13 protein-coding genes are annotated in these 12,535 nt (G+C 58.7%); 11 read left to right on the top strand and 2 right to left on the bottom strand.

Annotation, left to right across the window (positions count from 1 at the left end; genetic code table 11):
* Positions 1-32: 32 nt before the first annotated feature.
* Positions 33-749 carry a polyphenol oxidase family protein gene (locus IBT47_RS09590; RefSeq protein ID WP_105592576.1) on the bottom strand — a complete coding sequence of 239 codons (717 nt, stop codon included), beginning with the start codon at positions 747-749 and terminating at the stop codon, positions 33-35.
* A 226-nt stretch (positions 750-975) separates the two neighbouring features.
* Between IBT47_RS09590 and IBT47_RS09585 the strand changes: the two genes are divergently transcribed.
* Positions 976-1,506, top strand: coding sequence for a DUF1440 domain-containing protein (locus IBT47_RS09585; protein WP_105592574.1), 531 nt, complete (start codon positions 976-978; stop codon positions 1,504-1,506).
* Positions 1,507-1,508: 2 nt separating this feature from the next.
* Here the strand turns inward: IBT47_RS09585 and IBT47_RS09580 are convergent, their stop codons facing one another.
* The gene (locus tag IBT47_RS09580) at positions 1,509-3,518 is read right to left on the bottom strand and encodes an NADPH-dependent 2,4-dienoyl-CoA reductase (RefSeq protein ID WP_200560244.1); all 2,010 of its coding nucleotides are present in this window, start codon (positions 3,516-3,518) and stop codon (positions 1,509-1,511) included.
* A gap of 237 nt (positions 3,519-3,755) precedes the next feature.
* Here IBT47_RS09580 and idnD point away from each other — a divergent pair, with 237 nt between their 5' ends.
* The 10 genes from idnD to pqqE all read left to right on the top strand — a co-directional run bounded on the left by idnD (position 3,756) and on the right by pqqE (position 12,534).
* The gene (gene idnD / locus IBT47_RS09575; protein WP_105592572.1) at positions 3,756-4,787 is read left to right on the top strand and encodes an L-idonate 5-dehydrogenase; all 1,032 of its coding nucleotides are present in this window, start codon (positions 3,756-3,758) and stop codon (positions 4,785-4,787) included.
* A 9-nt stretch (positions 4,788-4,796) separates the two neighbouring features.
* Complete coding sequence (idnO, locus tag IBT47_RS09570) at positions 4,797-5,561, top strand: gluconate 5-dehydrogenase (protein WP_105592571.1); 765 nt, start codon at positions 4,797-4,799, stop codon at positions 5,559-5,561.
* 47 nt (positions 5,562-5,608) lie between these two features.
* Positions 5,609-6,928, top strand: coding sequence for a gluconate:H+ symporter (locus tag IBT47_RS09565; protein WP_105592570.1), 1,320 nt, complete (start codon positions 5,609-5,611; stop codon positions 6,926-6,928).
* A gap of 90 nt (positions 6,929-7,018) precedes the next feature.
* Positions 7,019-8,014, top strand: a complete 996-nt coding sequence (locus tag IBT47_RS09560; RefSeq protein WP_200560243.1) for a LacI family DNA-binding transcriptional regulator — start codon at positions 7,019-7,021, stop codon at positions 8,012-8,014.
* A 68-nt stretch (positions 8,015-8,082) separates the two neighbouring features.
* Entirely contained in the window at positions 8,083-9,126 is a 1,044-nt protein-coding gene (locus IBT47_RS09555; protein ID WP_200560242.1) for a dipeptidase, read from the top strand.
* Between the two features lie 176 nt (positions 9,127-9,302).
* Positions 9,303-9,374 carry a pyrroloquinoline quinone precursor peptide PqqA gene (pqqA, locus tag IBT47_RS09550; protein WP_105592606.1) on the top strand — a complete coding sequence of 24 codons (72 nt, stop codon included), beginning with the start codon at positions 9,303-9,305 and terminating at the stop codon, positions 9,372-9,374.
* Between the two features lie 83 nt (positions 9,375-9,457).
* Positions 9,458-10,369 carry a pyrroloquinoline quinone biosynthesis protein PqqB gene (gene pqqB / locus IBT47_RS09545; protein ID WP_200543473.1) on the top strand — a complete coding sequence of 304 codons (912 nt, stop codon included), beginning with the start codon at positions 9,458-9,460 and terminating at the stop codon, positions 10,367-10,369.
* Positions 10,366-11,121: a pyrroloquinoline-quinone synthase PqqC gene (pqqC, locus tag IBT47_RS09540; protein WP_105592566.1), complete on the top strand. Its 756-nt coding sequence runs from the start codon at positions 10,366-10,368 to the stop codon at positions 11,119-11,121. Before pqqB ends, pqqC begins: the two co-directional genes overlap by 4 nt.
* Positions 11,118-11,399, top strand: a complete 282-nt coding sequence (pqqD, locus tag IBT47_RS09535; protein WP_105592565.1) for a pyrroloquinoline quinone biosynthesis peptide chaperone PqqD — start codon at positions 11,118-11,120, stop codon at positions 11,397-11,399. The genes pqqC and pqqD overlap by 4 nt, the downstream gene beginning before the upstream one ends.
* A complete protein-coding gene (pqqE, locus tag IBT47_RS09530; RefSeq protein ID WP_200543476.1) occupies positions 11,386-12,534 on the top strand; it encodes a pyrroloquinoline quinone biosynthesis protein PqqE in 1,149 nt (382 codons plus the stop codon). The genes pqqD and pqqE overlap by 14 nt, the downstream gene beginning before the upstream one ends.
* Position 12,535: the final 1 nt, after the last annotated feature.

Here is a 12,535-nt window from a genome sequence, read left to right as displayed (position 1 = left end):
GATGGATGGGCTGCGATGCTTACCGCCGCGCATTAATTTTTTACGCGGATCCACGAAAAACGCTGCTGGTAGCCGTGCTGGCGGTGCGTGTTGCGCCGGTAGCTGGCCTGCTCTTCCGCCATGCAGTAGGTGCAGATCCCGCTTAGCTCAATTTGCCCCTCCGGAACCCCCTCCCTCAGCGCGATGCGTTTTGCCAACAGCGGCAAATCAAACCATACGCCATCGGTCGTTCCCTGCGCCTGCGGGCGGACTGCCGCCGGATTTGTCGACGGCTGCTCAGACCACGCCATTAACGGTGCCAGATGGTGCGGATCGTCCTGCTCCGCGCGAGCAATTAAGTCCTTTCCCAGCTCGTAGCAGCAGGGACCAATCGACGGACCGATAGCGATAAACAGGTCCCCCGGCGCGCTGCCGTTCTGGCACAGCTGGCGGATGGCATTAGCCAGCACGCCACCGAGAATACCCTTCAGTCCACCGTGTACCGCTGCCGCCTGATGTTGTTTAGCGTCTATCAGCAGGATCGGCAGACAGTCCGCGGTGTAGACCGCAACGGGGCGGTTATCGCTGGCGATTAGCCCGTCGGCCTCCACGCTTTTTACCGGTAGCGCCGTTGCGCTCGGCACCACGCGGGCGCTGTGCCGCTGCTGGTTGTAAATCGTCTCTACCGGGGGCCGTTCTCCGGCGGGTAAAAAGGCGTGATCGAGCCAGTCGAAGCGGGAAAGTAGCGAGGAACGCCAGGAATACGACATCAAAATGCTCCTTAAGGGACGGGCGACAGATTTTTTATACGCCTTCGAGGCTAACGTTTTACGACATTTTGCCAAAATATTTTCGCTGGCCGTGCATGGATTGATGCTGCGGGTTTACCTTGCCGCCTGCAATAACAATCTTCCGAGTACAAAAAAGGTTATGCTGCATCACCGGAACGGTATTTCCGGGAACTTAAAGGATTTTTTGCATGGAGAGCTTTACCGCATGACCAATAAATCGTATCGCCGTTATTCTGCCGCACTGCTGGCGGGCTTTGCAGGGGGTAATGTTGCCAGCTTCGTTAAGTGGGGCAGTGAGAATCCATTCCCGCCGCGCACGGCCGATCGGGCGATTCCGCCTGTTGAAATGCTCAACGATCTGGGCCTGAACACCGAAGCGATGATCTATCACTGGTCCGGGCACGTGGTGAACTGGGGTGTGGCGGGCGTTCACCACCTGTTTTCGGTTTTTTTCGCCATGCTCTACTGCTGGCTGGCGGAGATTTTCCCGTCGATTAAGCTCTGGCAGGGCGTGGCATTTGCGCTGGTCATCACCGTGATTTTTCACGGCGTGGTTTTACCGGCTGCGGGTTGGGCACCGGCCCTGTGGGATCTTCCCGCCGATGAAATCCTGTCCGAAACCTTCGGCCATATCCTCTGGATGTGGACGATTGAAATATTCCGCCGCGACCTGCGTAACCGCATAACCCGCGCCCGGGATGCCGAGGAGCGCCTTGCCACCTCCGCCGGGCGCTGAGGCTAAATCCCCAGTCCCAGTTTAGTTCCCTGCGCAATAGCCCGGCGGGCATCCAGCTCCTGGGCTATATCTGCGCCACCGATAATATGCAGCGGCTTGCCCTGGGCGAGGAGCTGCGTTTCCAGTTCCCGCCTTGGCTCTTGTCCGGCGCAGATAATAATATTATCCACCGCCAGAAGCTGCGCTTCACCATCGCGCAGAATATGCAGCCCGTCATCATCAATTCGCTGATATTCAACGCTGCCCCACATCTGCACGCCGTGCATTTGCAGGCTGGCACGATGTATCCAGCCGGTGGTTTTCGCCAGCCCTGCACCGGGCTTACCGGGTTTGCGCTGAAGCAGCCAGACCTGGCGGGCGCTGTGAGGCGCTACCGGGCGCGTCAGGCCTCCGGGCCGGGTCAGCGTGCGGTCAATGCCCCATTCTTCGCAGAAGTCGGCGATATCCTGCGGCTCGGCGGTTTCAGGCTGCACCAGATATTCTGCGGTATCAAAACCGATGCCGCCCGCGCCGATAATCGCCACCCGCTGTCCGACCGGTTTTTTATCGCGGATTACGTCCAGATAGCTGAGAACCGAAGGGTGATCGATGCCCGGGATCGCCGGGGTGCGGGGCTCAATACCGGTTGCCAGCACCACTTCATCAAAGTCAGCAAGCTGCGCGGCGCCGACGTACTGATTGAGCCGCAGGGTCACGCCGTGGATATCCAGCTGGCGGCGGAAATAGCGCAGGGTTTCGCTGAACTCCGCTTTCCCCGGGATCTGACGGGCGATATTGAACTGCCCGCCCACTTCGGGCAGCGCGTCAAACAGCGTCACCTGATGCCCGCGCGCGGCGGCATTCACCGCGAACGCCAGACCGGCTGGCCCGGCACCGACCACCGCGAGGTTTTTCCGCACGGCTGCGGGGATCAGCGGCAGGGTGGTTTCGTGGCAGGCGCGGGGATTGACCAGGCAGGAGGTGAGCTTGCCGACAAAAATCTGATCCAGACAGGCCTGATTACAGCCGATGCAGGTGTTGATCTCATCGCTGCGCCCCTGCTGCGCCTTCAGCACAAATTCGGCATCGGCCAGGAACGGTCGCGCCATCGATACCATATCGGCACAGCCGTCATCCAGCACCGCCTGCGCCACATCCGGGTGATTGATGCGATTTGTGGTGATCAGCGGGATGCGCAGATGCTGCTTCAGCGCCTGCGTCACCCAGGCGAAAGCGGCACGCGGCACGGCGGTGGCAATGGTCGGAATACGCGCCTCGTGCCAGCCAATACCGGTATTGATCAGCGTGGCACCGGCCTGTTCCACCTCTTTCGCCAGAGTGATGGTTTGCTCCAGCGTGCCGCCCTGGTCCACCAGATCCAGCATCGACAGGCGGAAGATAATAATGAATTCGTCGCCTACCGCCGCCCGTACCGCGCGCAGAATCTCCAGCGCGAAGCGGCGGCGGCGCACGTCATCGCCACCCCATTCATCGTCGCGCTGATTGGTGTGGGTCACCAGAAACTGGTTAATCAGATAGCCTTCGGACGCCATGATCTCTACGCCGTCGTAACCGGCCTGCTGTGCCAGACGCGCGCAGCGGGCATAGGCGGCGATCAGCGCCAGGATCTCTTCGTGGCTGAGCGCACGTGGGGTAAAGGGATTGATGGGAGCCTGAATCGCCGAAGGGGCAACCAGGCCGGGCTGATAGCTATAGCGGCCGGTGTGCAGGATCTGCATGGCAATTTTCCCACCGGCCTGATGCACGGCGTCGGTGACCCGGCGGTGGTGTGCCAGCTGCGACTCATCGTTCAGTACCGAAGCACCGGGGCTGACCACGCCCTCCGGTGTGGGGGCGATGCCGCCGGTGACAATCAGCGCCACTCCGGCCCGCGCGCGCTCGGCGTAAAACGCCGCCAGTCGTTCTGCACCCTGCGGATGCTCTTCCAGCCCGGTATGCATGGAACCCATCAGAAAACGGTTTTTGAGCTGGGTAAAACCCAGGTCCAGCGGAGAGAACAGTGACACGCTCATCGTAAATCCCGGAAGTGGTCGGATGAGTTAACTGTAGCGATCATATTACCGCAACGAAAGTGCAGTTATTGGCTTTGTGATGTATGCCACTGATTAAGGTTTCTCCGAAAGGGTAGCAGCGTCACGTTATGCGTAACATGAGTTTAGTAACATGATTTTTAGTGATCTTGTTCACAGTTTTGCATCTGTAAAATCGTTCTCATAGGCGCCTCAATGAATACGTATTAGAGGTTTCTCATGAGTACTACCACGCAGTCCTGCATGATCAACGGTAAAGAGCAGGTCGAGGTTGTCAGCCAGCAGGTGGATTACCAGGGCGAAGGCACGCTGGTGCGCATCACGCGCGGCGGCATTTGCGGTTCCGATCTGCACTACTATCAGCACGGCAAAGTCGGCAACTTTGCGGTGAAAATGCCGATGATCCTCGGTCATGAAGTGATTGGCTACGTGGTGAAAAGTGATAACCCGGCGCTGAAAGAGAATCAAAAAGTGGCGGTAAACCCGTCTAAGCCCTGCGGCCACTGCAAGTACTGCGAAGCGCAGGAAGAGAACCAGTGTACCGGTATGCGTTTCTTCGGCAGCGCGATGTACTTCCCACACGTTGACGGCGGCTTCACTCAGTACAAAGTAGTCGACAGCAGCCAGTGCATTCCTTTCGACAACCAGGCCGATGAGAAAGTGATGGTATTTGCCGAACCGCTGGCGGTGTGCATCCACGCGGCCAATCAGGGCGGCGATCTGCAGGGCAAAAAAGTCTTTATCTCCGGCGTGGGTCCTATCGGCTGCCTGATCGCCGCGGCGGCTAAAGCCAAGGGCGCGGCGGAAGTGGTCTGTGCCGATATCAGCGAGCGCTCGCTGGCGATGGCGGTGGCGATGGGTGCAACTGACACCATTCACGCGGCCAACGGCGACTTCACACCTTATCTGGCGGAGAAAGGCTACTTCGACGTGTCGTTTGAAGCCTCCGGTCATCCTTCTTCTCTGACCCGCTGCCTGGAAGTGACCCGTGCAAAAGGCACGCTGGTGCAGGTAGGTATGGGCGGCGACGTGCCGGGCTTCCCGATCATGATGCTGATCGCCAAAGAAATAAAACTGGTCGGTTCCTTCCGCTTTACCACCGAGTTCAATACGGCGGTGGAGTGGCTGGGCAACGGTACGGTGAACCCGCTGCCGCTGTTCAGCGGTGAATATGACTATCAGAATATCGATGCTGCACTGGTATTTGCCGGTGATAAACAAAAAGCCGCCAAAGTGCAGCTGACTTTTTAAGGACAAATCATGACAACGCTTTTCTCACTCGCTAACAAACGTGTACTGATCACCGGTTCCGGCCGCGGTATTGGTTTTCTGATGGCGAAAGGGCTGGCCGAGGCCGGTGCCGAAGTGATCATCAACGCCACCACGCAGGAAGGTGCGGATAAAGCCGCCGCTGCGCTGCAGCAGCAGGGCTTTAAGGCACACGCGGTAGCTTTTGACGTGACTCAGTCAGCGGCAGTGAATGCGGCAGTGGAAAAAATTGAGAGCGAGATCGGGCCGATCGACGTGCTGGTGAACAACGCCGGTATTCAGCGCCGTCGCCCGTTCCTGGAGTTCCCGGAGCAGGACTGGAACGACGTTATCGCCGTGAACCAGACTGCGGTATTCCTGGTTTCTCAGGCGGTGGCACGCCAGATGGTGACCCGCAAGCAGGGTAAAATCATCAATATCGGCTCGATGCAGAGCGAGCTGGGCCGCGACACCATCACCCCATACGCTGCGTCAAAAGGTGCGGTGACCATGCTGACGCGCGGCATGTGCGTTGAGCTGGCGCGCTACAACATTCAGGTAAACGGCATTGCGCCGGGCTACTTTAAAACCGAAATGACCCAGGCGCTGGCGGATGATGAAGCCTTCACCTCATGGTTGTGTAAACGCACACCGGCCGCGCGCTGGGGCAACCCGGAAGAGCTGATCGGTGCTGCGGTGTTCCTTGCTTCAAAAGCCTCTGATTTTGTGAACGGGCACCTGCTTTTTGTCGACGGCGGGATGCGCGTAGCAGTGTAAGCGGCTACACCTTAAGACACCGGACCTTTTAAAACACAGGAATTTCTATGCCCATTACAATAATAGCCTTTGGGGTCATTCTGCTTCTGGTGCTGATGATCGTATTTAAGGTCAACGGCTTCATCGCTCTGATTTTTGTCTCTGCCGTGGTCGGCGTGGCCGAAGGGATGACGCCGCTGGCGGTTATCGCTTCGATCCAGAAAGGGGTTGGCGGCACGCTCGGTGGGCTGGCGCTAATCCTCGGCTTCGGTGCCATGCTCGGCAAGCTGGTGTCCGACACCGGGGCCGCGCAGCGTGTGGCGACCACGCTGATTGCCGCCTTCGGTAAACAGCGCGTGCAGTGGGCGCTGATGGTCACCGGTCTGGTAGTTGGCCTGGCGATGTTCTATGAAATCGGCTTCGTGCTGCTGCTGCCGCTGGTGTTTACCGTGGTGGCAGCCGCTCGCCTGCCGCTGCTATACGTCGGCGTGCCGATGGTGGCCGCACTGTCGGTGACCCACTGCTTCCTGCCGCCGCACCCGGGCCCGACCGCTATCGCCATTATCTTTGGTGCTAACCTCGGTACTACGCTGCTGTACGGCATGATCATCACTATCCCGACGGTCATTATTGCCGGGCCGGTATTCTCGAAATTCCTGAAAAACTTTGAAAAATCACCGCCGGAAGGGCTGTATAACCCGAAAGTGTTTGAAGACCATGAAATGCCGGGCTTCTGGACCAGTATTTTCGCGGCGGTTATCCCGGTGATCCTGATGGCGGTGGCGGCGGTATTTGAGCTGACCACGCCGAAAGAAAACGTGCTGCGCCAGTTCTTTGAATTTGTCGGTAACCCGGCGGTGGCGCTGTTTATCTCGGTAGTGATTGCGGTGTTCACCCTGGGCCTGCGCAACGGCCGTAAGATGGACGACGTGATGGAGATGTGCAGCTCCTCCATCGGCGCGATTGCGATGATCGTGTTCATTATCGCCGGTGGCGGTGCCTTTAAGCAGGTGCTGGTGGACAGCGGCGTGGGTGACTACATTGCGAATATGATGAAAGGCTCGTCGCTGTCTCCGCTGCTGATGTGCTGGACCGTGGCAGCCATGCTGCGTATCGCGCTGGGTTCTGCGACCGTTGCGGCGATCACCACCGCCGGTATCGTCACGCCAATTATTGCTATCACCCACGCCGACCCGGCGCTGATGGTGCTGGCGGTGGGTTCCGGTAGCGTGATTGCTTCACACGTTAACGACCCTGGCTTCTGGCTGTTCAAGGGCTACTTCAACCTCAGCGTGATTGAAACGCTGAAGACCTGGACGGTGATGGAAACGCTGATTTCCTTCCTCGGCCTGGCGGGCGTCTTGATTCTGAACGCCATTATTCACTAATCTGTCAGACGGCCGGTTACTTCCGTCGTCGTCCCGTAAGGGCCAGGCTTGCCTGGCCCTTTTTACTTTTATTTGATTCCATGGAAGCTTATGAGATCGCACCGCATATCGTTACAGGACATCGCCACGCTGGCTGGCGTAACCCGGATGACGGTAAGCCGCTATCTGCGGACGCCAGAGCGCGTTGCGCCGGAAACCCGGGCGAAAATTGCCCAGATCATTGAAGAGATTAACTACATTCCTAACCGCGCGCCGGAGATGCTGCTCAACGCGAAGAGCTATACGCTGGGCGTGCTGATCCCGTCGTTTAAAAACCAGATATTCGCCGACCTGCTCAGCGGTATTGAAGCGGCGACCAAAGAGGGGCGCTATCAGACGCTGATCGCCAACTACAACTACGATAAGCAGGTGGAAGAGGAACAGATCATCAATCTGCTGTCCTACAATATCGACGGCATTCTGCTCAGCGAAAAAGACCACACCCTGCGGGCGGTGAAGTATCTGCGCTCGGCGAAAATCCCGATTGTGGAGGTGATGGATACCCAGGGCGCGTGTCTGGATATGCAGGTCGGCTTTAACAACTACAGCGCGGGCTACGATATGACGCGCACGCTGCTCGATCAGGGGCGGAAAAACATTATCTATTTTGGCTCACAGGATGACCGTCGCGATGAGTTTCGCTATCGCGGCTATTGCCAGGCGATGAGCGAGCGGGGCGGAGAAGGGCGGCGGATTAACCCGAAAGCCATTTCCTCGCAGAAGCTGGGCGCGGCGATGCTCACCACCGCGCTGGAGCAGTACCCCGATCTGGATGCGGTATTCTGCACCAATGATGACCTGGCACTCGGTGCGCTGCTCTACTGCCAGCGGCAGGGGATTGCGGTGCCGGGCCGCATTGCGATTGCCGGTTTTCACGGGCTGGATATCAGCCGGGAAATGTACCCGACGATGGCGAGCGTGATCACCCCACGCTATGCGATCGGCTACACCGCCGCCGAATTGCTGCTGAAAAAAATCAGCGATGACAGCTTTACCGCTGACTCGGTGGACCTCAGCTATCAAATCTTTATGGGCGAAACCATGTGATCGCCGGTTCTGACAACGGCGAAAACTGCGTTATGCTTTGATTTTCCCGCGTAATAAAGGCACTGCAAATGAGCGATATCCCGCAACCGGTTTTTGACGGCCATAATGATGTGCTGCTGCACCTGTGGCTGCATCATCCTGAACGCCCGGCCGAGGCCTTTCTTCAGCAGCGCCTTGGCGGCCATCTCGACCTGAACCGCATGCGGCAGGGTGGCTTTGCCGGGGGGCTGTTTGCCGTGTTTGTGCCTCCTGCGGAGCACGTGGCTAAATTCTTCAAGCGCGATGCCGAGCAGGAGGCGCTGCGGCACGATCCGCTGGCGATCACCGAGCAGCAGATCGCCATCTTCCAGCAGATTGCGCAGCAGTCGGCAGGACAGGCGCGCATCTGCCGCAGCGTCAGCGATATTGAGCAGTGCATGGCGCAGGGCGTGCTGGCGATGGTGCTGCACATTGAAGGTGCCGAAGGGCTGGATGAGGATCTGAGCCAGCTGGAAGGCTGGGCCGCCGCCGGGCTGCGCAGCATCGGGCCGTTCTGGAATATCCCCAACCGTTTCGGTTTCGGCATTAACGGTACGTTTCCCGGTTCACCGGATACCGGGGAAGGGATGACCGAGGCCGGTAAGCGGCTGATCCGTGCCTGTAACCAACACAGGCTGATGATCGACCTGTCGCATATGAATGAGAAAACCTTCTGGCAGACCGCCGAGCTTAGCGACGCACCGCTGGTGGCCAGCCATTCTAACGTTCATGCGCTGTGCCCGCAGCCGCGCAACCTGACGGATAGCCAGCTGGCGGCGATTAAAGAAAGCGACGGGCTGGTCGGGCTGAACTTCGGCACCTCGTTCCTGCGCAGCGACGGTAAACGTGACGGCAATACGCCGCTCAGCGTGATGGTGCAACACCTTGATTACCTGCTGGAAAAGTTGGGGGAAGACCGCGTGGCGTTCGGATCGGACTTTGACGGGATTAACGTACCGGATGAGATTGGCGACGTCACCGGCCTGCCGAGACTGGTGAGTGCGCTGAAGGATGCGGGCTATGGTGACGAACTGATTAACAAGCTCGGCCACGCGAACTGGCTGCGGGTTTTACGGCAAACCTGGCAAAAATAAATCGTGGTTTTTGAACCAAATAGTACAAAATTTGGTAACCCACAAAGAATTAAGGGTTGATATCGATTTAGCATAGGCGCAACATTTGCGCCGCCAAGTTCTTGTAATTTGACAACATGCCTTTCACCTGGCGCGTCCGGTGGGGTGTTTTTTAGCGATATTTAGAGGATATGAATATGTGGTCTAAACCTACTTTCATCGATATGCGTCTGGGCTTAGAAGTGACTCTGTACATTTCTAACCGTTAATAAATCTGTGGCCTGATTTTTTCAGGCACAGCTGATGCCTGCTGTGTTCCGCGGGCATTTTTTTCCTTTTTCCCGGTTTATCCATGAAAATCAAAGTTCTTGGCTCTGCGGCGGGCGGTGGATTCCCGCAGTGGAACTGCAACTGCCGCAACTGCCAGGGTGTGCGCGACGGCAGCATCCCTGCCACGCGGCGTACCCAATCTTCAATCGCGGTCAGCGATAACGGCACCGACTGGGTGCTGTGCAACGCCTCGCCGGATATCTGCCATCAGATTGCCGCTAATCCCGAACTGAATAAGCACGGCGTGCTGCGCGGCACGGCGATCGGCTCAATCATCCTGACCGACAGCCAGATCGATCACTGCACCGGTTTACTGAATCTGCGTGAAGGCTGCCCGCATCAGGTGTGGTGCACGCCGGAAGTTCACGACGATCTGACCAGCGGCTTCCCGATCTTTACCATGCTGTCCCACTGGAACGGTGGGCTGGTGCATCATGCCATCCAGCCCGCAGAGCCGTTTTCGGTCGCGGTGTGCCCGGCGCTGCGCTTTACCGCCATTCCGATCCTCAGCAATGCACCGCCGTACTCGCCGTATCGCGGGCGGCCGCTGCCCGGCCATAACATCGCGCTGATGATTGAGAACACCACCACCGGCAGCAAACTGCTGTACGCGCCGGGGCTGGGCGAGCCGGATGCTGAACTGCTGGAGCTGATGAAGCAGGCCGACTGCCTGCTGATCGACGGCACGCTGTGGCAGGACAACGAGCTGGCCAATACCGGCGTGGGGCGCAATACCGGGCGCGATATGGGCCATCTGGCGCTGGGTGAAGAGCAGGGGCTGATGGCGTTGCTCAGTAATCTCCCGGCCCGCCGCAAGATCCTGATCCATATTAACAACACCAATCCGATCCTCGATGAATCCTCGGCGGAGCGCCAGGCGCTGACGCAGCGCGGCATTGAGGTCAGCTTTGACGGAATGAGTATCGACCTATGAGCCAGCCAGCACTGATGACCCCCGAGCAGTTCGAACAGGCCCTGCGCGCGCGCGGTGCCTATTACCACATTCATCACCCGTACCATATCGCCATGCACAACGGCGAGGCGACGCGTGAGCAGATCCAGGGCTGGGTGGCGAACCGCTTCTACTACCAGACCAATATCCCGCTGAAAGACGCGGCGATTATGGCCAACTGCCCGGACGCGCAGACCCGTCGCAAATGGGTACAGCGCATTCTGGATCACGACGGTTACGGCGACAGCGACGGCGGCATCGAAGCCTGGCTGCGGCTGGGGGAAGCGGTCGGGCTGGATCGTGATGTGCTGCTCTCCGAGCAGATGGTGCTGCCGGGCGTGCGCTTTGCCGTGGATGCCTACGTCAACTTTGCCCGCCGTGCGGTGTGGCAGGAAGCCGCCTGTAGCTCGCTGACCGAACTGTTTGCGCCGCAGATCCACCAGTCGCGCCTCGACAGCTGGCCGCAGCACTACACCTGGATTGAAGAAGAGGGCTACGGCTACTTCCGTGGACGCCTGAGCCAGGCACGTCGTGACGTTGAGCACGGCCTTGAGCTGGCGCTGGAGTACTGCAATACCGTGGAGAAACAGCAGCGCATGCTGGAGATCCTGCAGTTCAAACTGGACATTCTGTGGACTATGCTGGACGCCATGACTATGGCCTACGCCCTGGATCGCCCGCCGTATCATACTGTCACCGACCAGCCCGTCTGGCATAAAGGAAAACTGCTGTGAGCAACCCACAAACTATTCCGATGTTCCGCCGTGGCTATCGCCTGCAGTGGGAAGAAGTGCAGAACTGCCATGTGATCCTTTACCCGGAAGGCATGGCCAAGCTGAACGACAGCGCCACGGCGATCCTCGAACTGGTGGACGGTAAGCGCACGCTGGCCGACATCATTCAGACGCTGAACGATCGCTTCCCGGAAGCGGGCGGCGTGGATGACGATGTACAGGATTTCTTCGCCCAGGCGAGGGAACAGAAGTGGATAATATTACGTGACCCAGCCTGATAATAAGGTCAACCCGCCGCTGTGGCTGCTGGCTGAACTGACCTACCGCTGCCCGCTGCAGTGCCCGTACTGCTCGAACCCGCTGGACTTTGCCCAGCAGGAAAAAGAGCTGACCACCGAGCAGTGGATAGAAGTCTTTAAGCAGGCCCGCGCGATGGGTGCCGTGCAGATCGGTTTCTCCGGCGGCGAGCCGCTGGTGCGCAAAGATCTGCCGGAGCTGATCCGCGCGGCGCGTGATTTGGGGTTCTACACCAACCTGATCACCTCGGGGATCGGCCTGACGCAGAAAAAGATCGATTCGTTTGCCGAAGCGGGCCTCGATCATATTCAGATCAGCTTCCAGGCCAGCGACGAGACGCTGAACGCCGCGCTGGCCGGATCGAAGAAGGCCTTCCAGCAGAAACTGGAGATGGCGCGCGCGGTGAAAGCCCACGGCTACCCGATGGTGCTGAACTTTGTGCTGCACCGCCACAATATCGACCAGATCGACCGCATTATCGAACTGTGCATCGAGCTGGAAGCGGATGACGTGGAGCTGGCGACCTGTCAGTTCTACGGCTGGGCGCAGCTGAACCGCGAAGGGCTGCTGCCGACCCGCGATCAGATCGAACGCGCCGAAGCGGTGGTTGCTCGCTACCGTGAGAAGATGTCCGCCAGCGATAACCTGACCAACCTGCTGTTCGTGACCCCGGATTATTACGAAGAGCGCCCGAAAGGCTGCATGGGCGGCTGGGGGGCGATTTTCCTCAGCGTAACGCCGGAAGGCACCGCGCTGCCGTGCCACAGTGCGCGCCAGCTGCCGGTACAGTTCCCGTCGGTGCTGGAGCAGAGCTTGCAGGATATCTGGTTTAACTCCTTCGGCTTTAACCGCTATCGCGGCTTTGACTGGATGCCGGAACCCTGCCGATCCTGCTCGGAGAAAGAGAAGGACTTCGGCGGCTGCCGTTGCCAGGCCTTTATGCTGACCGGCAACGCGGACAATGCGGACCCGGTGTGCAGCAAGTCCGAACATCACCACAAAATCCTCGCCGCCCGCGAGCAGGCCAACTGCACCACCATGCGCGTTGACCAGCTGCAATTTCGCAACCGCGCCAACTCCGAGCGGGTTAATTCCCAGCTGATTTTCAAAGTTTGAC

Source organism: Erwinia sp. S43 (genome assembly GCF_016624745.1).
Classification (GTDB): Bacteria; Pseudomonadota; Gammaproteobacteria; order Enterobacterales; family Enterobacteriaceae; genus Erwinia; species Erwinia coffeiphila.
Note: the sequence above shows the minus strand (reverse complement) of the source record. Positions and strands in the feature narration are given on the sequence as shown.